Source organism: Rhodococcus sp. 06-470-2 (assembly GCF_002258235.1).
Taxonomy (GTDB): Bacteria; Actinomycetota; Actinomycetes; order Mycobacteriales; family Mycobacteriaceae; genus Rhodococcoides.
Genome location: NZ_NOYB01000011.1, coordinates 121,798 through 143,103, shown reverse-complemented (window position 1 = coordinate 143,103; position 21,306 = coordinate 121,798). Strand labels below are relative to the sequence as shown.

Below are 21,306 nucleotides of genomic sequence, written 5' to 3'. Positions count from 1 at the left end.
CGAGCCTATGTCACTGTGGAGCAATGGCCTCAGAAAGCTCGGAATTCGATGTCATCGTCATCGGCGGTGGCCCGGTCGGCGAGAACGCCGCTCAGTATGCGACACAGGGCAGCGACCGCACGGTCGTGATCGTCGAGCACGAACTGCTCGGCGGCGAATGCTCGTACTGGGCGTGTATGCCGAGCAAGGCGCTGCTGCGCCCCAGCGAGGTTCTCGACACCGCACGAAACATGCCGGGGGTCAAGGAACTGGTCGGCGATCAGCCCCTCGATGCCGACGCCGTCCTGGCCCGACGCGAATCCTTCACCCACGGCCTCGACGATTCGTCGCAGATGACGTGGGCGGAGAAAGCAGGGATCTCCGTCGTGCGCGGTCACGGACGCCTGACCGGGGACAGAACCGTCGAGGTCGACGGGCGCACGCTCACCGCCCGGCACGCCGTCGTCCTCGCCACCGGAACCACTGCATCGGTACCGAACACACCGGGGCTGCGCGACGCCCGGCCGTGGATCTCCCGCGATGCCACCAACATTCACGAGACCCCCGGCCACATCGCCGTCATCGGCGGTGGCGTCGTCGCGACGGAAGCGGCCACCTGGTTGCTCTCGCTCGGAGCGAAGGTCACGATGATCGAGCGCGGCTCGTCGCTGCTCGCCGCTTCCGAACCGTTCGCAGGCGAACTCGTCGCGAACGCGCTGACGGCGCGAGGTGCCACCATCATGCTCGACGCCACCCTCGAGTCCGTGTCACGAGAGAACCCCGCCGACACCGGCATCGGTCGAATTCACGGTGGCCCGGTCGGTCTCGTCGTCGACGGCAGCGAGATCACGGTCGACGAGATTCTCGTCGCCGCGGGACGTAACCCGGCGAGTGCGGACCTCGGGTTGTCGAGCCTCGGACTCGAGGAGGGGCGCTACATCGATGTCGACGATCACCTGAACGTTCCCGGCCACGAGTGGCTCTACGCGGTGGGCGACGTCAACGGACGAGCCCCGCTGACGCACATGGGCAAGTACCAGGGCCGCGTGGCCGGCGACGTCATCGCCGCCAGGGCCGAGGGAAAGCCCCTGGACAGCAAGAGATTCCGTGCGACCGCAGATCACGGTCGAATTCCCCAGGTGGTGTTCACTCCACTCGAGGTGGCCTCCGTCGGGCTGACCGAGGCCAAGGCCAGGGAGGCGGGCATCGACGTCGAGATCGTCGCGCAGGACATCGCCGTCGCGGGTTCGTCTCTGCAGCAGGACGATTACTCGGGACGGGCGCAGCTGGTGATCGACCGCGCCGCCGACACGATAGTCGGCGCAACCTTCGTCGGTCCGGGAGTCGCCGAGCTGGTCCACGCAGCCACTGTGGCTGTGGTCGGCAAGGTTTCGATCGACGACCTGTGGCATGCGGTGCCGTCGTACCCGACGGTCAGCGAAATCTGGCTCAGACTCCTCGAGGCTCGCAGAACAGCCGATCACTGACGCATGTAGGCCGCGGCGATTCCCTCGTAGGTCTTCGGGTCCGCTTTCCTGATGCGCAGAGCCACCAGGACACCGAGGATCGCGGCGAGTATCAACACCACGGGTATCGCATTGACGACCGCAGAATCGGAACCGGTGAGAACGCTGTAATGCGTTCCGGCGAGGATCAATCCGGTCATGAAACCGACGAAGCCGATGCCGGGGGCGACAGCGGTGCGCCACACGGAACGGTCGGGGTGGCCGATGAAGAACACCACCACCGACAGCGCTGCGGCGGCCTGCAGGGCGATCACCCCCAGAGTTCCGAGTCCGATGGCCCCGGCGGCGTAGATCAGGTACGGGTCGGCACCGGTCACCGCGAACACCGCCAGCGCCACGGCAGCCACCAGTGAGGCGGTGATGCTGCCGATGTGCGGGCTCGAGTGATGCGGGTGAATTCGGCCCAACCGCGCCGGAAGTACGTGCTCACGCCCGAGGGCGAACAGATATCGGCTCGCTGCGTTGTGTACGGCGAGATACGACGCGAGCACGCTGGTGCACAACAATACTGCCGTACCGTCGTACAGCACCGTTCCTCCGTACTGCTGCGCCAGCGTGAACAGAAGATTGCCCAGTTCGCTCTGCGCCAGCACCGGCGCATCGACTCCGCCCGCGGCCCCGACGATGATCCAACTCGTCAGCACATAGAAGACCGCGATGAGCGACACCGCGATGAACGTCGCGCGTGGGATGCTGCGTCTGGGGTCCTTGGTTTCCTCTCCGTAGAGGGCGGCCGACTCGAAACCGATGAAACTCGAGAAGGCGAACATCATCGCTATCCCCAGCGATCCGGAAAACACCTGCGTGGGACTGAACGATTCCAGTGGTATCGCCGCGGTTCCCTTCTCACCCACCACCAGGACGTTGAACACCGTCAGAAAAGCGAATTCGAGAACCATCAGCGTTCCCAACACCTTCGCGGAAAGATCGGCATTCCTGAAACCCAGGAAAGCGACAATCACGACAGCGACCGCCGTGAAGACGTACCACGGAATGTCGATACCGGAATCGGCGAACACCAGGTGAGTGAAATATCCGAACGCACCCGAAAGTCCACATGCGAGCGAGGTATACGCGACAACTGCGACATACGCGGCAGCAACTCCCGGCGGCTTCCCCAGTGCGAGACCGATGTAGGTGTAGAAGGCTCCGGTGCTGTACACCTGCTGACTGATCGCCGCGAAACCCACCGAGAAGCACAGCAGCACAACGGCACTGATCGCGTAGGCCGCAGGCAGACCGGCACCGTTGCCGCGTATGAGGGCCAGCGGCACGTTGCCGATCATGGCCGCCATCGGGGCCGCCGCAGCAACCACGAGAAATACCACTCGGCCGGTGGTGAGAGTACGTCGATCGGACATCGTTCGGACGCTACTCGTCCGAAGTGCACAATGCTGACATGGAATACGAACGTGGATTCGACAGACTCGTCAACTTCAGCGACGCCGTGGTCGCGATTGCCGCGACACTGCTCATTCTGCCGTTGGTGGAACTGGCCGAACCGGACGAAAGCGCACAATTCGTCGATATTCTGCGTGACCGCGGTGTCGAGCTGTTCGCATTCGTGCTCAGCTTTCTGGTCATCTTCTCGCAGTGGCTGAGCCATCATCGCGTGTTCCGTGCCCTGGTCGGCTACACCAAGGGTTTGATGTGGGTGAACTTCGTCTGGTTGCTCTCGATCGTGTTCCTGCCGTTCCCCACCAAGTTGATCGCCGAGAAGAGCGGGTACGACGCCAGTGCGGTGCCGTTGTACGTCGCGACCATCGCGGTGTCGGTCGTCTCGATGTTCGCGGCCGACGTGATCGTCTCCCGGCATCCGAACATCGTCGCCGACGACGCACCGCGTCACGGCGGCGTGCGCAACGGCGCGATCACCTCGGTTCTCATCCTGGCCGCTCTGGGACTGGCGTTCACACCGCTGGGCCTGTGGTCGCTGCTCCTCCTGTTCCTGACAGCGCCGATCAACCGCCTCCTCGGCCGTGTCTGACGAGTAGATTGGTCGGGTGAGTACCGAGAGCGCGTCGAAGCAGCAACCGCTTCTCGTGCTGGGCAAGATCACCGAGATTCTCGACGCCTTCTCGTTCGACCGCCCTTCGATGACGCTCGGTGAGATCCAACAGACCACCGGCCTGCCCACCTCGACGGTGCAGCGTCTCGTCACCAACCTTGTGCAGCAAGGATTTCTGGACCGGGGCGGCGATCGGATCCGTATCGGAGTGCGGATGGCCTACTGGGCAGCGACGGCGACCAAGGACCTCGACGTGCTGTCGGTCGTCAACCCCGTGCTCAAGAACATGCGCGATCTGACGACCGAGACCGCGTGTTTCTTTCGGCCGGAACAGAACTACCGCGTGTGCGTCGCCATCGCCGAGACCCGCCACGCCTTGCGCCGGGACATGTACGTCGGCAAGGTGATCCCGCTCAGCGCAGGATCGGCCAGCCGCGTCCTGCTGGCCTGGGACGACGACCTGGCAGAGCGTGTCCTGTCCCGTGAACTCGAATCGATGACCGAGCAGACGGTGACCGAAGCCGAGACGATGCGAACCCTGTTGGCGCAGACCAGAGCCGACGGTTATGCGATCACCACCGGCGAGCGCGAGACCGGAGCGTCGGGACTGTCCGCACCGGTGTTCGATTCGGCCGCGGACATCGTCGGTGCCGTCACCATCAGCGGACCGACACTGCGCATGCCGCAGTCGCAGTGCGAGGACTGGGTGGATCTGCTGATCTCCCACGCCGAGCAGATCACGAGGACCCTCGGCGGCCGCTACCCTGCGTGAGACCAGGCGTCGGGATTCACCGGATGCGCAGGTATCGAACCGCCGACCATCGCAGCTGCGTTGGTGGCGCACAGCCGGGCCATCTCCGAACGCACCGACACCGTCGCGCTCCCCACATGTGGGAGCAATACCGTGTTGGGCAGATCGGCCAGGCCGGGTTCGAGGGCCGGCTCGCGCTCGTAGACGTCCAATCCTGCTGCGGCAACGGTCCCCTCGCGGAGCGCGGTCACCAGAGCGGCCTCGTCGATCACCGGTCCTCGCGCGGTGTTGATCACGATCGCCGACGGCTTCATCGCCCCGAGCACTTCGGCGTCCACCAGATGGTGGGTGGAGTCCGACAGCGGAACGTGCAGGGACAGAAAATCGCTGGTCGTGACGATCTCGTCCCACGACGCATGCTCGACGCGACCCGCGAACTCACCGAGCTCGTCGTCGGAGACCTCTCGATCACCGGGGGGACGCGGACAGAACTTCACCGTCATGCCGAACCCCAATGCCCGGCGAGCGGTGGCGCGGGCAATGCGGCCGAAGCCGGCCAGTCCCAGTACTCGATCCGAGACATCGCTGCCGAGAAGCAGTTCCGGCTCCCACCCGGTGAACGAGCCGGAACGGACGAATGCATCGGCCTCCACGGCGCGGCGAGCAGTGGACAGTATCAACAGCATCGCGATGTCGGCGGTCGAGTTCGTCAGAACCCCTGGGGTGTTGGCGACGGTGATCCCGCGCTGCGTCGCGGCGGCGATGTCGATGTTGTCGAATCCGACGGCGTAGTTGGAGATCCCGACGATCGACGCCGTCTCCAGCAACTCCGCATCGAACCGATCACGTAACTGGGACACCACGACCGAGTATTCACCGGAGGAGCAGGCGGCGACGAGTTGCTCGTGATCGACCGCCCTCAGGTCCACGTCCCCTGCCGCCCGCAGAATGTCCATCCCCGGTGCCGGGATCTCGGTGGTGACGAGGATGCGGCTCATGCGACCCACTCGAAGGCGCGCGCCTCGGACCGGACACCCTGAACGGCCTTCGATCGCATGGGCTCGTCCAGCTCGGCGAGCAGCCCCTCCGAGAGGGACGCCATGGACGCCAGCGTCGCCGGCTCGAACCAGTCCGGCCGTGTCGCGAAGAGAATGTCCTCCGACGAGGTGTTACCGCTGGCGCCAGGAGCGAAGGGGCATCCGCCCAGTCCGCCCAGTGAACCGTCGATCATCGTGGCACCGGCCGAGATCGCCGCGAGGGTGTTCGCGACGCCCAGGCCCCAGGTGTCGTGTCCGTGGAACACCACTCTGCGGTCGGGGGTTTCCTCGCGGACCCGCGAGATCAGCGACTGTACCTGTACCGGTACCGCCTGCCCGAGGGTGTCACAGATGACGATATCCGTTGCACCGGTTGCTCGTTCGTCGTTGGCGATCTCGATGACCCGGTCCGGCGGCACCTGCCCCTCGAAGGGGCAGGTGAAGGAGGTCGCGATGCAGAGCTCTATCTCACCGCCGACCGATCGAGTGATGTCGACGGCGTCGGGCATCGCAGCCAGGGACACCTCGGTGGTACGGCCGATGTTGGCCTGATTGTGCGAGTCCGAGGCGGAGAAGCAGTACTGGAAGTTGCGGGCTCCGGCGGCAGCGGCCTTTTCGATGTGACGTGGAGTGGCGACCCACACCCAGCATCGAGCGAGTTCGGCGGCGGTGAGCTCACCGATCACCTCGAGCGTGTTGGCCATCGGCGGCACCTTGTCACCCCGAGCCATCGAGCCGATCTCGAGCGAGGGCACGCCGAGTTCGATGAGCGCTCTGATGATCTCGAGCTTTCGTTCGGTGGCGAGCATCTTGCCGGTGAGCTGCAGACCGTCGCGCATCGTGACGTCGCGAAGCTCTGCGGCGGGAGCGAATCGGTACATCTAGAGGCTCATCTCTTCGTCGGTGCGGCCGAGCAGAGTCGACAGTACTTCCCTGGTGTGTTCGCCCAGATCCGGTCCGACCGAACGAATCGGCAGGGACGCGTCACCGATCACCGGGACGACGCCGACGAATCCGACGTCGGTGGGCTCGTCACCTCCGGTGTCGACCGAGAAGTGCTGAATCATGTTGCGGGCGGCGTACTGTTCGTCGGCGACGATGTCCGCCGCGGTGTAGATCGGACCCGACGGCACCCCGGCGGCGTCGAGAATCTTCAACGCCTGCTCGCGCGAGTGCAACCCGGTCCACGCCGAGATCGCGGCGTCCAACTCGTCGCGTCGACGCCACCGACCGGCGTTGGACGCCAGGTCCGGGTCGGCTCCCAGATCGGGACGATCGATGGTCTCCATGTAGCGCTGGAAGATCGCATCGCCGTTGCCGGCGATGATGATCGAGTGTCCGTCGTTGCACGGGTACGCGTTCGAGGGTGCGATGCCTTCCATTCGGCCGCCCGTGCGCTCGCGTTCGACACCGTAGGCGAGGTAGTCCGGAATCAGCGATTCCATCATCGACAGAATCGATTCGTTCAGCGCCACATCGATGGAACGCTGTGCCAGCGACAGCGGAGACTGCCCGTCCGAGGCCTGCGCCGCGCGCTGGGTCTGCCGTTGGAACAGGGCCATGACGCATCCGAACGCCGCGTACAGCCCGGCGATGGAGTCCCCGATCGAGACCCCGACCCGGACGGGTGGCCGATCCGGGTCACCCACGAGATTGCGAAAGCCGCCGTACGCCTCTGCGACAGCGGCGAATCCGGGTCGCTGCGACATGGGGCCCGTCTGGCCGAAGGCCGAGATGCGCGTGATGATCAATTCGGGGTTGGCTGCGCTGAGCACTTCCGGCGAGATACCCCATTTCTCCAGCGTGCCCGGCCGGAAGTTCTCGAGCACGATGTCGCATTTCGCTGCGAGGTCGACGACGTCCTTGCGGCCCTGTTCGGTACGCAGGTCCAGCACGATCGATTTCTTGTTGCGGTTGATCGTGCGATAGAGCATCGACGTGGTGCCGGAGTAGAGCCGCCAGTTGCGTAGTTCGTCGCCGGTTCCCGGCCGTTCGACCTTGATGACCTCGGCACCGAAATCGGCGAGCATGCGCGCCGCAGTAGGGGCGGCTATGTAGTTGCCGAGTTCGAGAACTCGAACTCCGCTGAGCGGCAATGCCATCGTGTTCCTTTCGATACTCCCGGAATCAGGGCTCATGGAATCAGGGCTCACAGGATCCAGCTCATCGGCACGATCAACGCGATGGCGATGACCGATGCCACCGAGACGCCCACCGAGCACGTCTTGAGTGTGCCTCGGGTCGACTGGCCCATCAAGGACTGCAGGAGCCAGAAGGTGTTGCTGGTGACGTGGACGGCGAACAACGATCCGGCACCGGCGGCGAGTGCGATGAACACCGGGTCGAGACCGATCAGCGGAGCGACCGGGGCGAGAATGCCGGCCGAGGTGATGGCGGAGATCGTCACCGATCCCACGGCGATGTGCAATGCGGCCGCGATGACCCACACCATCAGGAGCGGCGCTGCGGTGCTCGCCGTGAAGTATTGGCCGAGGATGTCGCCGAGACCCGCCTCGTTGATGACGGCCGCGAGCGATCCACCGACGCCGGTGAGGATCAGTATCTGACCGCTCTCCGCGAAGCCACGGGCGAGAGCCTTCTCCACCCGAGCCTGTCCGACGTGGTAGCGACCGATGAGGCACGTTCCCACCAAGCCGATCAGCAGCGCGATGACCGGGCTGGCAATGAACTCGACGACGGGAATCGAGATCTCGGCGACTTCGAGTACGGCTCCGATGGCAATGAGGACGAGCGCGAGCAGCAGCGGCGAGAGCAACACCAGCAGCGACGTCTGCTTCTCGGTGCGCACCTTCTGGGCTACGCCACCTCCGGTTTCGAGAGGCTCGTCGCCGGAATCGGCAGGCTCCGGGACCACAGGCTCTGGGACCACGACGATCTGCTGCTCGTCCTTCTCCTCGTTCCACCAGCCGTGCCGAAAGACGAACGACATGACGGCCACCGACAGCACGACGACCGGAACGATCAGGATCAGTCCGTAGATCATCATCTTGCCCAGCGGCACGCCGAGCAGTCCGGCCAGTGCGAGCGTCGCGACACCGGGGACCATGAACACAATGCCGCATTCGAGCGCGATCGCCAGCGCCGTGGCCATTCGCGCTGTGCCGTACTTGCCGATCTTCGGGGCGAGGTTGCGGGCGAGCGGAGCGGAGATCACGAGCAGCACGTCGAGGAAGATGGACTGCAGCAGGGTCGCGATGGTCAGCGAGAGTGCGTACGGCAGCCGCTTGGGTCCGAATGTTCGCAGCAACGTGCCGACGAGTCGCTGGATGGCATTCATCTCCTGCAGTACCGAACCCATCAGAACGCCGAAGGCGATGAGCAGGCCCACCTCGGCCATGATCTCGCCGAAGCCGCCGGTGATGGTGTCGACGGTGGTGCCGACTCCGAGCTTCGTCGCCAGTCCCAGGTACGCGGCCCCGAGCACCAGCGAGATCACCGGGTTGAAGTGAAAACGAACGATGAAGACCACCACCGCCAGGACGGCGACGACGGTGTTGATCACGATCCACATATCGGACATCGGCAATTCTTCCCGCTGAAAAAGAGTGACCGCTGCCATCGCATGCGGCTCGATGTGATCCATCACACCAATACCCACATTATGGGCACAGATTTACTTCGTGAGCAAGGGCCTGGGCAGCACGGAACCACGAAGGTCCGCCGAGAGCCAGGTCAGATTGGCTGAGCGCGCCTTATCGAGAGCGCGGCCCGAGAGGGATCGAGTTCGACGGGCGAGCGGACCAGCAGTTCCCCGACCCGCAGGATGCCGTCGGACAGCGGCTCGACACGCAGTCCGCCGCGACCGATCAGCGCCTTACGTGCACCGTCCACCACCATCCGGTCCATCCACGCGCACGGATGGGCCGGCCGGCCACCACGGAACCGAATCCAGCCGTCACCGGAATCGAGCTCGAATTCCAGCCCTCGCAACGGGTCGAGTTCCAGCCCGCGTACGACGACGTTTCGCCTGGCCACGGACGGATCGGGCACATCGACCCCGAGTACGTCGCCGACGGCCTCCCAGGCCTCGACGGCCAGAAAGCTCACCGCCGCCTCGGTGTGTGCCTTCACGCCGAAGAACCGATCTCCACGAATGCCTTTGTGCGCCACGATCTCGACGCTGGTCGGCAGGTCCGTCGCCGACTTGGCCGGGCCGTCCTTGGATCTACCGAAGTAGGCGTGTGTGGGCGAGCGCAGCAACTGCACGATCTCGGCGCGATACTCGAAAAGCATGCCCTCGAGTCTGCCCGGTACCGATCTCCATCCGTTCTTACCCGCGGGTAAGAACTGATCAGTACACTCGCGACATGGCTGTGACGACACGCGTGACCACCTCCGACGGCATCATCGAGGGCAAGCCGGTGGGCGACCTGACCACCTGGCGCGGCATCCCGTACGCCGCCCCGCCCGTCGGACCGCTTCGTTTCCGAGCGCCGCAACCGACCCAACCGTGGTCGGGCGTGCGCGACGCCACCGAATGGGGCAACGCCTCCATTCAGCACAAGCGCGGCACGATGCTCGCCGTCGGCAAGTACCAGCCGTCGAGCGAGGACTGCCTGACGCTCAACGTGTTGGCCCCGAGCGCACCGAGCAAGAACCCGCGCCCGGTCATGGTGTTCATCCACGGTGGTGCCTACACGCTCGGCACCTCGGCGACCCCGCTGTACGGCGGCGGCTCGCTGGTGCGCCGCTCACTGAAGGACGGCGACGGAATCATCTACGTCTCGGTCAACTACCGACTCGGCGCACTGGGTTACCTGGACATGTCCCAGTTCTCCACTCCCGAGCGGCCGTTCGACTCCAACCTGGGCCTGCGGGATCAGGTCGCGGCGCTGGAATGGGTGCAGCGCAACATCGCGAACTTCGGCGGCGATCCGAGCAACGTCACCATCTTCGGCGAATCCGCGGGCGGCAATGCGGTCACCACACTCATGACGGTTCCCGCCGCGAAAGGCCTTTTCGCACAGGCCATTTCCGAGAGCTCTGCTCCCGGCATGACGGCCACCAAGGAGCGTGCCGATCAATGGGCGCGCGAGTACGTGGGCTACCTGGGCGGCACCGCGGAGAACGCGGCCGAGACCCTGGAGAACGCCGAGGTACTACGGCTCGGGCGGGCCGGCACCAAGCTGGGCCTGACCACCCTGCACCGCACTCCCGGCCTGCTTCCGTTCGGACCCGTGATCGACGGCGACTTCCTGCCGGTCAGCCCGGTGGAGGCCTACGCGAAGGGCACCGCGCACCGCGTCCCGCTGATCATCGGCACCAATGCCCGTGAGGGAACACTGTTTCCGAAGTTCCTCGACGCACTGCCCACCAACCCCGAACGCATCGGCAAGCTGTTCTCGCTCACCGATCCCGACGCCGAGGCCGTGGTCACCGCAGGCTATCGCGGCTACCCCAGTGAGCGGTCGGCCATCGACTTCGGCGGCGACTTCACCTTCTGGAAGCCGTCTCTCGAAGTGGCCGAAGGACATTCGCGTCACGCACCCACGTACTTCTACCGCTTCGATTTCGCTCCGCGATCGATGAAGGTGCTCGGCCTCGACGCCACCCACGGATTCGAGTTGTTCGCCGTGTTCGGAATCAACGAGACCCTCTTCGGCAAGGCGCTCACACTCACGGGTGGACGAAAGGCCTTCGCCGAGGTCACCGAGCAGGTGCAGTTGAACTGGATTGCGTTCGCCACCAACGGAAAACCATTGGACACGTGGCCGGCGTACGACGAGGACTCGCGTCGGACATTGATCTTCGACACCCGCACCCGGGTACAGAAGGACCCACGGAGCGACCGGCGCAAGGCATGGGAAGGCTACCGGGGCTACGACAGCCAGAAGCTCGAACCCGTCACTTGAGCAGTCGCGACATGCGACGGTCGGCGAGAATCTTGCCGGCCGTCTGGCACGTCGCGCAGTACTGAAAAGAGCGATCGACGTAGGCGACTTCACGTACCGGGTCGCCGCACACCGGGCACGGAAGTCCGGTTCTGGCGTGTACACGCATCCCCGATCGCTTCTCCCCCTTCAGACGCGCCGCATCCTGCCCGGCCGAGCGGGTCACCGCGTCGGACAGAACCGATCGCATCGCCGCGTAGAGCGTCGCGACGGATTCGGGATCGAGCTTGCTCGACGACGCGAAGGGCGAGAGCTTCGCCACGTGCAGTATCTCGTCCGAGTAGGCATTGCCGATGCCTGCCAACAGCGACTGATCCACCAACGAGGTCTTCAGTCGCGCGGTGGTGCCTGCCAGGATCTCGGCGAATTCGAGCTCGGTGACCGTCAGCGCGTCCGGACCGAGCCGGGCGATGCTCGCAACCTGTTGCGGGTCGCGCACCACCCACACCGCCAGCCGCTTCTTGGTACCCGCCTCGGTGAGATCGATGGCGGGCGTCGCTCCCTCGGGGGTGAAGAAATGGATCCGCAGCGCCAAGGGTCCTTTGCCCGGCTTCGGCGGTGCGACGCTGGGATTGTCCACCCACCGCAACCATCCCCCGCGAGAGAGATGGGTGATCAGCCAGAGGTCACCGGCGCGAAGTGCCAAATGCTTCCCGAAGCGGGCGGCATCGGTGACGTCCTTGCCCTGCAGCTCGGTGATCGGCGGATCGAACGTCTTGAGAACGCTCAGTGCAGCGATGTCGATGCGACCGATCACCGCACCGACGGCATGCTCGCGCAGAAAGCCGGCAAGGGCTTCCACCTCGGGTAATTCCGGCATGTACCCAGTATGCAGCTACGATGACCGTCGTGATGGTTCCGACTCCGTACGAAGATCTGCTGCGCCACATCCTCGATACCGGGACGGCGAAATCCGACCGAACCGGAACCGGCACCACCAGCGTGTTCGGGCATCAGATGCGCTTCGACCTGGCCGCGGGCTTCCCGCTGATCACCACCAAGAAGGTCCATCTCAAATCCATCGTCTACGAGTTGCTGTGGTTCCTGCGTGGGGATTCGAACGCCACGTGGCTGCAGGAACACGGCGTGAGCATCTGGGACGAGTGGGCTGCTCCCGACGGCGAGCTCGGCCCCGTCTACGGAGTGCAGTGGCGATCGTGGCCCACCCCGTCGGGCGAGCACATCGACCAGATCAGCCAGGTCATCGAGACCTTGAAGACCGACCCGGATTCGCGGCGGATGATCGTCTCGGCCTGGAACGTCGGCGAGATCCCGCGAATGGCGCTGCCGCCGTGCCACGCGTTCTTCCAGTTCTACGTGGCCGACGGCAAGCTCTCGTGCCAGCTGTATCAGCGCAGTGCGGACATGTTCCTCGGAGTGCCGTTCAACATCGCGAGCTATGCGCTGCTCACGCACATGGTGGCGGCGCAGACCGGTCTCGAGGTCGGCGAGTTCGTCTGGACCGGCGGCGATTGCCACATCTACGACAACCACCGCGATCAGGTCACCGAGCAGCTCTCGCGCGAGGCATACCCCTACCCCACTCTGAAACTGGCGCAACGGGATTCGATCTTCGACTACACCTACGAGGACATCGAGATCGTGGGCTACCGGCACCACCCGGCGATCAAGGCCCCGGTAGCGGTGTGAGTGCTCCGTTCGTCGGCTCGATCTGGGCGCAGAGCACCACGGGAACCATCGGGGACGGGGGCGGTATCCCCTGGCACATTCCCGAGGACCTGGCACACTTTCGCGCCGTGACGGGCGGTCATGCCGTCGTCATGGGCCGCAAGACCTGGGATTCACTTCCCGCGAAGTTCCGGCCGCTGCCCGGGCGTCGGAACATCGTCGTCACGCGCAACGCATCGTGGTCGGCCGAGGGCGCGGAGGTGGCACACAGCGTCGCCGACGCGATCGCGCTCGCCGACGCCGACCCGGTGTGGGTCATCGGGGGCGGCGAAATCTATCGCAGTGCAATGGATATCGCGACCCACCTGGAGGTGACCGAGGTCGATCTCGACGTCGTGGGCGATACGAGTGCTCCGGAGATTCCCGACGGCTGGGTCGCCAGGGCAGGCGACTGGCAGAGCAGCCGGGTCGACGGCACCCGATTCCGCTGGGTCGAGTACGGAAAGCCTACCCAACCTTCCTGAGCGCGTTCAGGATTCCCCCGTCGCGACTGCGAGTGGTGCGTCATACTGACGATCATGGACAAGAAGTCACTCACCGCCCTTGCCCGCCAACAGCTCAAGCTTGCAGTCGGCGCGTCGAGTGGCCGCAGTTCGCAGACGGTCTACGGCGGTCACCGACGCCACCTACGGCAGACGGTCGTGGCGCTGGCCGCCGGTAACAAACTGGCCGAACACGACCTGTCCGGCGAGTCGACCGTCCTGGTGCTCAGCGGCAAGCTGGAACTGATCTCCGGTGAACGCTCCTGGAAGGGTTCGACCGGCGACCTTCTCGTCATCCCCGACGCCCGCCACAGCGTCGAGGCCCTCGAAGACGTGAGCTTTCTGCTGACCGTCGCTATGTAGGGGACTTCCGCACGACCAGCACCGGGCAGTCCGCGGTGTTGACGAGCGCGAAACTCGTGGAGCCCAAGAGCATTCCACCGAATCCACCGCGCCCCCGATTGCCCACCACGATCAACGCTCCGGTTTCGGACAGTCCGCTCAGAATCCTCACCGGACGGTCCTGAGCGACGATGCGCTGCACCTCGACGTCCGGGAACCTCTCCTGCCAGCCGGCGAGGCTCTCCGCCAGCAGAGCCTCCTCACCGTCGGCGATGGCCTGCCAGTCCTTGGGTGCACGGCCGAACGACTGGGTCAGATCGACATCCGACCACACGTGCACCGCGATCAGCACGGCTCCGCGGGCCGATGCTTCGACGAACGCCCACTCGACCGCAGCCTGGTTGACCTCCGAGCCGTCGATACCGACGACGACCGGCCCCTCGGCGACCGGCCGACCGTCGATGTCACGGCCTCGCACCACCGCGACAGGAGAGACGCTGTGAGCAGCCAACGAGAGTGTGACAGCACCGGTTTCGCTCGCCCCGATCACCAGGAGCTCGGCCTGAGCAGAGACCCCGATGAGAACGTCCATCACACCGCCCTCGACGGCACTGGAGGTCACCTCGAACGCCGGGTCGTCGACCACCAGTGCCGCCAGAGTTTCCGCCGCCACCAATCTGGATTTGGCCGTGGCCACGAATTCGGTTGCTTCTCCGGCGAATTCGCTCAGGTCGACCACACCCGGCATGTCCACGGCCGTCACGATGTGCAATCGCCGATCGCGTCGGTGAGCACAGAGCGCCGCCCAGATCACGGCCTTGTCCGCTGCAGCGGATCCGTCGATGCCGACGATGATCGGTCGAGAGCCTGTCACGTTTCGGGCCTCCGGTCGTTGCGCGAGAACCGGGGCCTCGGGCGTATGACGAATAGGAGTTCAGGCTAGTCGATGGACCCCGCCGAAGCGCCTCTTCGATTCGAATCGAATCGAAGAGGCGCCGGTCCCACGGACCCCCCGGGGTATGTGGTGTCAGCTGGCGCGCAATGCGTTTGCGTACTCTCGGCTTCGCGTGCGGCTGAGCTCGACAGCGGTGTCCTGCGCGTCGAGATGATCGAGATGGTCGGCCAGTTGGTCGCGACTGCGGGCTCCGGCACCGAGGTCGGTGCGCTCGAAGATGCGCCACTGCGCCAGCAAAGGACGCAGGACCTCGTCGAGGTGGCGGCGTAGATCGTAGATTCCGTCACGCGAGATGAGCATCGCACTGCGCGCGAACCCCGGCAGGTTGCTGCCCGGCAGTTGGAAGTTCATGACGACCTCGGTGATCGCGGTGACGGTGAGCGACGGCGCAACCTCGAGCGCTGCGGAGACCAGGTCGGAAAAGAAGCGGACGTGCAGGTCCTGGTCGGCGACGATGCGTCCGAGCAGGCGATCGGCCACCGGATCGTGGCACTGCGCGGCGGTGTTGCGGTGGCACATGCTCGCAACCGACTCGTCCAGGGCGACCTGAGCGAGCGACCGAAGCAGGTGCGCTCCGTTCATCGGGGCGTCGAAACCCACCGTCATGCACTGCGCTCGGGCGCGACCGAGGGCGATCGGATCGACGCTGCGGGTGGCGACCAGGTAGTCGGTGACCGCCACTGCATGCCTGGTTCGTTCTTCGCTCCATACGGTGAGCCACGACGGCCAGGCCCCGATCTCGGAGGCGGCGGTGTCGCGCCGGTACAGCGGAATGTTCTGCTCGACAAGCAGAGTGGTCACCAATGCCGCTTTGGCGGCCTCGGTCAGGCTGGAGGGACGCGAACCCCAGTACATCTCGGCCCGAACGAAGTCGGCCGGTTCCCACTGCACGGCTTCGGCGCGATGACGAACGAGATTCGCCTCGATGCTCGGCAGCAGTTCTCGCAGAACCGCGAACTGCCCGATGTCACTGCGCATACCCACCCCTTCGCCGCCCGCACACCCACTCCGACGGAGATCAACGTAGATGCGCGGCCCGTCCGTCGGGACGGCTTGGCGATTGTTTAGGGCAAGTCGCAAGCGCCCACGGCACGCGCTCGAGATAGGTCACAACGAGTTTTGCCGAAATGGTGGATCACGCGTTGATAACAACCTATGATCGATCCTGTTAGAGGCCCAGAAACAAACTTGAAGTACGAAAACGCCGCGGTTTCGTCGGGGATTGCATACATTGAGCCGTGGAAGCGCGTCGATACGCGTGAGTGAGTTTGCTTTCTCGAGACCTGAAGAATCCAACACGAAGGGTTGATCTGTGACCGTTCACAACTCGACTAGCCTCGGAATCATGGTCGCGGGTCAGCCTGCGTCGGCTCCTCTTCGCGACTTCCGCGCGGTGGCTCGGCTCCTCGTGGGGCACTTCGCCGCCAACACCCCCTGCGGGTCGTTGCCGGGCGAACAGCTCCACGGCGACGTCACCGAATTCACTGTCAAGTGCATCAGTATCGCCGTGCAGATGCTCGACGAAAGACGCGCTCCGGCGGAGTCCGACCTGGCCGAACTACGCGCCAAGGCCAGTCAGTGGGCGCGCGAGGGTGTGCCCCTCGAGTCCGTCCTCAGCGTCTACCACGAGGGCATCCAGATCGGCTGGAATCTCGTGTCCAAGCGGGCAGGTGAAGGCGACGCCGCCCAGCTGATCGAGGCCGCGCGGATGTTCGTGCTGCTGTCGGAGAAGGTGTCCATCGCGGCCAGCAAGAGCTACGTCGAGGAACTCCAATCGGTGGCCAGTGAGCATCACACGGCAGCGCACACCCTGGTGACCTCGCTGCTCAGCGGCCACAATGCGGTGTCGATGGCCCGTCAGTCCGGCATCGAGCTCGCCGACAGTTACCTCGTGCTCGCCATCTCGGTGCCGCCGCACCCCGACGAGAACGACCCCAACATCCAGAAGACCGTCGCCGCCCGTCGAAAGCTGCGCCGCGTTCAGGCCGAATTGGCCACGATCTGCGGTCGCACTCCCCTGTCTCTGCTGAGCACCGAAGGCGGCACCGTGCTGATCCCGGGTGTTCACGACGAAGAGTGGGTCGAGGCCCTGGTGCACCGCATCGGTACCGCCGCCGAGGTTCCCGTCACCGTCACCGCCGAGCAGGCCGCTACCGCCGACATCCCCACCGCAGCCGATCAGGTCCACGAACTGCTGTCGTTGGCGCACCAGCTGCACCGTCCGTCCGGGCTGTACCGCATGGACGACCTGGTGCTCGAATACCAGCTCACGCGACCGGGACCCGGCCGTCGCCACCTGACCCAGATCCTCGAGCCACTCGACTCGTCGCCGGAGCTGCTCGAGACCCTCGAGATCCACATCTCCCACGATCTGAACCGTCAGCGGTCCGCACGCCAGCTCCACCTGCACACCAACACCGTCGATTACCGCCTCAAACGGATCGCCCAGCTCACCGGGTTCGACCCGACCCGTCCCTCGGGTATCCGACACCTGCAGGCCGCCCTGGTGGCCCGACGCCTCGAATCCTCGCGCGGCGCAGCGTGATCTGAGAACTCCGACCGGTTTCTCGACCCGACGGCAGGTAGCGTCGGAAGTATTCGAGGAGCAGGGGATTGTTGGATGACGAAGTTGAAGCTCGAGCTGTCCGGTGTGGTCAAGGAGTACCCCACCGGCGAGCAACCGGTACGCGCGTTGGACGGTATCGATCTCACGATCGAGGGTGGCCAGTTCGTCTCGCTCGTCGCGCCGTCCGGTGCCGGCAAGTCGACGCTGCTGCACATGCTCGGCGCACTCGACACGCCCACGTCGGGTTCCATCCGGTTCGACGACGTCGAGGTCACCACCCTCGACGACAATGCTCAATCCGATTTTCGACGCCACCAGGTGGGGTTCGTCTTCCAGTTCTTCAACCTGCTGCCGACGATGTCCGCATGGGAGAACGTCGCCGTTCCCAAGCTGCTCGACGGCACCCCCATGAAGAAGGCCAAGTCCGACGCGATGCGTCTGCTCGACATGGTCGGACTCTCCAACCGATCCGAGCACCGTCCGGCGCAGTTGTCGGGCGGTCAGATCCAGCGCATCGCGATCGCACGGGCGTTGATGATGGATCCGGCGCTACTGATCGCCGACGAACCGACCGGCAATCTTGATTCGAAAACCTCCCACAACGTCCTGGAGATTCTTGCCGAGGTGGCGCACGCCAGTGACGGGCGTCGAGCGGTGGTGATGGCGACCCACGACCTCGAGGCGGCACGGTCCACCGATCGCATCGTCAGCATGATCGACGGTCGCGTCGAGACCGACACTCCCACGGCCGGCCTCGATCGGTGATAGGCACCGCGCTCAGCAGATTTCGAGTCATCAGCCTGCGCGACCTCCGCATGCACTGGGTGCGTTCGTTGGTCTCGGCCGGCGTCGTCGCCGTCGCGGCCGGGTTGCTCATCGCCGTCCTCGGCACGTACGGGTCCTTGACCGGATCCGTCGAGCGTCTCGCGGTGTCGATCGCAGGTAACGCCGACTACGAGGTCGTCGGTGTCACCGACTCGGGCTTCGATCAGAGCGAGCTCGACGCAGTTCGCGCGGTCCCCGGTGTCGAGACCGCAGTCCCACTGCTGCGCAGCACCGTTCGGTCCGACGTCGGAGACCTGACGATTCTCGGTGTCGACTCGTCCATCACGGCACTGCAATCCGATCTCGAAGGCGCAGTCGGAAACGCGGCCGGGTTGCTCACCGACCCGGCCGGAGTATTGGTCGGAGCCGCAACAGGTCTGACGCAGGGCGACACCGTCACCATCGACGATGTTCCGACGACGGTGGTCGGCGTGGTCGACGGCCCGGGGACGCAGCGGATCGGCGGGGGCATGTTCGCCGTCGCGCTCATCCCGACGGCTCAGACGCTCACCGACCGCCCCGATCAACTCGATTCGATCTTCGTCCTCGGCAGCGGCGACGCTCTGCGCACCGACCTCGACGCCGCACTGGCGGGCCGGGTGTCGGTGATGAATCCCGACTTTCGGGCCGACCGCGCGAACCAGGCGATGAGCCTGACTCGCAATGCCACACTGATGGTCTCGCTCATCGCGTTCGTCGTCGCGGCGTTCCTCGTCTTCAACGTCATGAACATGGCCATCGCGAAGCGTCGACCCACCATCTCTCTGCTCCGGGCAGTCGGTGGCCGCCGCGGCGATATCGTCCGCGACCTGTTGTTCGAGTCCGTTCTGGTCGGGCTCGTCGGCGGTGCCGTCGGCGTTCCGCTGGGAATCGTGATGGGCCGCATCGCGATCGAGAGTCTGCCGCCGTTCCTCTCGCAGGCTTTCGATGCGCGGATCGAATACGTCTTGCCCGGCTTCGCGATTCCGGTGGCGATCGTGGCCTGTGTACTGGCCTGCGCGGGTGCCTCGGCAGTCGCCGCCGTGCAGGTGTATCGCATCTCGCCGATCGAAGCACTCGCCGTCGGCGGCGGGGAAACCTCGGGTGGCCCCGGTCTGCGATTCACCCTGGCTGCGACGGTGTTCGGCGTGCTCGCCGTGGCCGGATCCTTCCTGTTCGCAGTCAACGTCGACGGGCAGTTGACCCTCGGGGCCGGCGCACTGTTCATGTTCGGCGTCGTCGCACTGTGTGTCGGCGCGACCGGACCGATCGTGTCGATCACCGCAGCGGTCCCCCGCCGCTGGGGTGGTGCCGGTCGCCTCGCGACCGCCACCATCGAACGCGCCCCGCGGCGTATATGGGCAACCGTGATGACGATCGTGATCGCGGTGGGAGTCAGTGTGGGAGTGTCGGGTTCACTGACCAACATGACCGACTCGGCGGCCGAGTCGTTGTCGTCGTTGGCCGATACCGACCTGTACGTGTCGATGACCTCGCCCGACGCCATACCGTCGGGCCCGATCGTTCCCGCCGAGGTGGAGGACGCCGTAGCGTCGACGCCCGGTGTGTCTCGCATCGTCGAGGGACAGTGGGCGTACGCCACGATCGACGGCGAGACGGTCTCCATCCAGGGCGTCGCCGACGGCAGCAACGCGGTGACTCTCACCTCGCTCACCGAGGACGTGCGTTCCCAGGTGCTCGCCGGTGACGGGGTGGTGCTGTCCCGGGGGTTCGGCAGAACGTTGGGTGTCTCGGTGGGCGACTCCATCGACTTGCCGACGCCGACCGGCGTCCAGACCGTGCAGGTGTTGGATCTGGTCGACTACATCAACGCCGCCGGCGGCACGATGGCGATCTCGCTGGATTCGATGCAACGGTGGTACGACCGACCCGGGGCGACCTACCTCGAGATCGGCGTCGACGGAGACGTTGCCGCCGTACAGGATTCGTTGCGTTCGACACTGCCGCCCGAAGCCTTCGTCTACACCGGCGCTGCGGCTCTGGAGGGCACCAGTGCGGCCATCCGACAGTCCGGCGCATTGGCGATCGCGCTGCAGTGGATCGTCGCGCTCGTCGCTGCCGTCGCCTTGCTCAACACCTTGACACTGTCGGTACTCGAACGTCGCCGCGAACTGGGAGTGCTGCGCGCCATGGGCGGTGGCCGAGGAACCCTGGCGCGAATGGTGCTCGCCGAGGCGCTGTCGGTCGGCATCGTCGGTGGTGTCCTCGGCCTGATCATCGGCGCAGGGCTGCAATACCTGAGCACCCTGATCCTCGGAGCCAGCATCGGGATTCCGGTCGCCTACACCGCGAGCTGGTCGGTGCTGCTGTACGGCCTCGTCGCCCTCGGCCTCTCGCTGCTGGGTTCGGCTCCACCTGCTGTGCACGCATCGCGACTGAACATCGTGGACGCCATTGCGGCGGATTAGGTGCTCTGTGGGGCCTCGGGATCCGCACACGCGCGCGCGTTGGTCAGGTGCGAGCGGAATAGACAGCGATAGGCCGGCGATTCTGCGCACGTCTGGCAAATGCGCGCGCGTTTGTACGAGGATGACCGACGTGGCCACATTCAGCGCCGAAGTCGAGGAGTACGACGTCGAGAGTCTGCGCGACTGCGTGGGCGGTCCCGAGTGGGAGGTGCAGCCCGAACGCGTCGCGGTTCTGGTGCACGACATGCAGCCGTACTACCTGAACGTGCTCGACCAGTCTGTGTGTACGCGGGTTGCTGCGGAGGTGTCGAAGGTGGTCTCGCGTGCCCGGGCCCTTGGAATACCCATCGTGGCGAGTGGTCCGCGAACAGCGAGTGCCATCCAGCAGCGCGGACTGCTGGGACCGATGTGGGGGTTGGGTCCGTCCGCCGAGGAGGGCGCGATCACCCGAGCCGGACTTCGTTCCGATCGCGAAGCGCAGCTACAGCGCCTTCTACGCCACCGATCTGGAGGTCGAACTGCGCCGACGTGGCCGTGACCAGCTCATCATCGTGGGAGTGTTCGCCTCGGCGGGAATTCTCGCGACGACATTCGACGCTTTCGCCCGTGACATCCAGTGCTTCGTCGGCATCGAATCGATCGCCGATTACACCGCTCACCAGCACCGCACTGCCCTGAACCTGATCGCCTCGCTGACCGGGACGGTGACGAGCAGCGGCAACCTGCTTCACGATCGACACGGTGGGCCGCTAGACTAGCGAGCGCGATGTGGGCCAGCTGAGCACCGGAGGCAGCGAACCCATCCGCAACCAATTGTTCGATGGAT

The 21,306-nt window shown here is 65.3% G+C and carries 21 protein-coding genes; 12 read left to right on the top strand and 9 right to left on the bottom strand.

Annotation, left to right across the window (positions count from 1 at the left end; genetic code table 11):
- Positions 1-23 precede the first annotated feature (23 nt).
- A complete protein-coding gene (locus tag CH276_RS07560; RefSeq protein WP_094631207.1) occupies positions 24-1,466 on the top strand; it encodes a dihydrolipoyl dehydrogenase family protein in 1,443 nt (480 codons plus the stop codon).
- Here CH276_RS07560 and CH276_RS07555 read toward each other — a convergent pair.
- Entirely contained in the window at positions 1,460-2,866 is a 1,407-nt protein-coding gene (locus CH276_RS07555; RefSeq protein WP_094631206.1) for an APC family permease, read from the bottom strand. The genes CH276_RS07560 and CH276_RS07555 overlap by 7 nt on opposite strands.
- Positions 2,867-2,904: 38 nt before the next feature.
- Here CH276_RS07555 and CH276_RS07550 point away from each other — a divergent pair, with 38 nt between their 5' ends.
- Both CH276_RS07550 and CH276_RS07545 read left to right on the top strand, forming a co-directional pair.
- Positions 2,905-3,492, top strand: coding sequence for a TMEM175 family protein (locus tag CH276_RS07550; RefSeq protein ID WP_094631205.1), 588 nt, complete (start codon positions 2,905-2,907; stop codon positions 3,490-3,492).
- 16 nt (positions 3,493-3,508) lie between these two features.
- Positions 3,509-4,285 carry an IclR family transcriptional regulator gene (locus CH276_RS07545; RefSeq protein WP_094631204.1) on the top strand — a complete coding sequence of 259 codons (777 nt, stop codon included), beginning with the start codon at positions 3,509-3,511 and terminating at the stop codon, positions 4,283-4,285.
- Here the strand turns inward: CH276_RS07545 and CH276_RS07540 are convergent.
- The 5 genes from CH276_RS07540 to CH276_RS07520 all read right to left on the bottom strand — a co-directional run bounded on the left by CH276_RS07540 (position 4,273) and on the right by CH276_RS07520 (position 9,555).
- The gene (locus tag CH276_RS07540) at positions 4,273-5,262 is read right to left on the bottom strand and encodes a 2-hydroxyacid dehydrogenase (RefSeq protein WP_094631203.1); all 990 of its coding nucleotides are present in this window, start codon (positions 5,260-5,262) and stop codon (positions 4,273-4,275) included. The genes CH276_RS07545 and CH276_RS07540 overlap by 13 nt on opposite strands.
- Complete coding sequence (locus tag CH276_RS07535; RefSeq protein WP_094631202.1) at positions 5,259-6,182, bottom strand: hydroxymethylglutaryl-CoA lyase; 924 nt, start codon at positions 6,180-6,182, stop codon at positions 5,259-5,261. Before CH276_RS07535 ends, CH276_RS07540 begins: the two co-directional genes overlap by 4 nt.
- Complete coding sequence (locus tag CH276_RS07530; protein ID WP_032395785.1) at positions 6,183-7,403, bottom strand: CaiB/BaiF CoA transferase family protein; 1,221 nt, start codon at positions 7,401-7,403, stop codon at positions 6,183-6,185.
- A gap of 47 nt (positions 7,404-7,450) precedes the next feature.
- Positions 7,451-8,842, bottom strand: coding sequence for a GntP family permease (locus tag CH276_RS07525; protein ID WP_032396252.1), 1,392 nt, complete (start codon positions 8,840-8,842; stop codon positions 7,451-7,453).
- A 152-nt stretch (positions 8,843-8,994) separates the two neighbouring features.
- Positions 8,995-9,555, bottom strand: coding sequence for a molybdenum cofactor biosysynthesis protein (locus CH276_RS07520; RefSeq protein WP_094631200.1), 561 nt, complete (start codon positions 9,553-9,555; stop codon positions 8,995-8,997).
- Between the two features lie 74 nt (positions 9,556-9,629).
- On the opposite strand from CH276_RS07520, the gene CH276_RS07515 reads away from it, so the two are divergent.
- Positions 9,630-11,174 carry a carboxylesterase/lipase family protein gene (locus tag CH276_RS07515; protein ID WP_094631199.1) on the top strand — a complete coding sequence of 515 codons (1,545 nt, stop codon included), beginning with the start codon at positions 9,630-9,632 and terminating at the stop codon, positions 11,172-11,174.
- On the opposite strand, the gene CH276_RS07510 is transcribed toward CH276_RS07515, so the two are convergent.
- Positions 11,167-12,033 (bottom strand): DNA-formamidopyrimidine glycosylase family protein, encoded by an 867-nt coding sequence (locus CH276_RS07510; RefSeq protein WP_094631198.1) that lies wholly within the window; start codon positions 12,031-12,033, stop codon positions 11,167-11,169. The two genes, CH276_RS07515 and CH276_RS07510, sit on opposite strands and share 8 nt — an antisense overlap.
- 29 nt (positions 12,034-12,062) lie before the next feature.
- Here CH276_RS07510 and CH276_RS07505 point away from each other — a divergent pair, with 29 nt between their 5' ends.
- The 3 genes from CH276_RS07505 to CH276_RS07495 are packed head-to-tail and all read left to right on the top strand — an operon-like array spanning position 12,063 to position 13,747.
- A complete protein-coding gene (locus CH276_RS07505) occupies positions 12,063-12,863 on the top strand; it encodes a thymidylate synthase (RefSeq protein ID WP_045200242.1) in 801 nt (266 codons plus the stop codon).
- Positions 12,860-13,366 (top strand): dihydrofolate reductase, encoded by a 507-nt coding sequence (locus tag CH276_RS07500; RefSeq protein WP_094631197.1) that lies wholly within the window; start codon positions 12,860-12,862, stop codon positions 13,364-13,366. The genes CH276_RS07505 and CH276_RS07500 overlap by 4 nt, the downstream gene beginning before the upstream one ends.
- 54 nt (positions 13,367-13,420) lie before the next feature.
- Complete coding sequence (locus CH276_RS07495; protein WP_032395790.1) at positions 13,421-13,747, top strand: cupin domain-containing protein; 327 nt, start codon at positions 13,421-13,423, stop codon at positions 13,745-13,747.
- Here CH276_RS07495 and CH276_RS07490 read toward each other — a convergent pair.
- Together CH276_RS07490 and CH276_RS07485 are read right to left on the bottom strand one after the other, a co-directional pair.
- Complete coding sequence (locus tag CH276_RS07490) at positions 13,740-14,600, bottom strand: universal stress protein (protein WP_045196513.1); 861 nt, start codon at positions 14,598-14,600, stop codon at positions 13,740-13,742. The two genes, CH276_RS07495 and CH276_RS07490, sit on opposite strands and share 8 nt — an antisense overlap.
- Positions 14,601-14,753: 153 nt before the next feature.
- Positions 14,754-15,659, bottom strand: a complete 906-nt coding sequence (locus CH276_RS07485) for an acyl-ACP desaturase (protein ID WP_094631196.1) — start codon at positions 15,657-15,659, stop codon at positions 14,754-14,756.
- Between the two features lie 367 nt (positions 15,660-16,026).
- Here CH276_RS07485 and CH276_RS07480 point away from each other — a divergent pair, with 367 nt between their 5' ends.
- The 5 genes from CH276_RS07480 to CH276_RS07465 all read left to right on the top strand — a co-directional run bounded on the left by CH276_RS07480 (position 16,027) and on the right by CH276_RS07465 (position 21,238).
- Complete coding sequence (locus CH276_RS07480) at positions 16,027-17,226, top strand: PucR family transcriptional regulator (protein ID WP_230596811.1); 1,200 nt, start codon at positions 16,027-16,029, stop codon at positions 17,224-17,226.
- A gap of 84 nt (positions 17,227-17,310) precedes the next feature.
- Positions 17,311-18,012, top strand: a complete 702-nt coding sequence (locus tag CH276_RS07475) for an ABC transporter ATP-binding protein (RefSeq protein ID WP_094631282.1) — start codon at positions 17,311-17,313, stop codon at positions 18,010-18,012.
- Positions 18,013-18,071: 59 nt separating this feature from the next.
- Positions 18,072-20,480 carry an ABC transporter permease gene (locus CH276_RS07470; RefSeq protein ID WP_217901452.1) on the top strand — a complete coding sequence of 803 codons (2,409 nt, stop codon included), beginning with the start codon at positions 18,072-18,074 and terminating at the stop codon, positions 20,478-20,480.
- 130 nt (positions 20,481-20,610) lie between these two features.
- Entirely contained in the window at positions 20,611-21,018 is a 408-nt protein-coding gene (locus CH276_RS28910) for a hypothetical protein (RefSeq protein WP_254924312.1), read from the top strand.
- Positions 20,948-21,238 (top strand): isochorismatase family protein, encoded by a 291-nt coding sequence (locus tag CH276_RS07465; RefSeq protein WP_254924309.1) that lies wholly within the window; start codon positions 20,948-20,950, stop codon positions 21,236-21,238. Before CH276_RS28910 ends, CH276_RS07465 begins: the two co-directional genes overlap by 71 nt.
- The last annotated feature ends 68 nt before the right edge of the window (positions 21,239-21,306 follow it).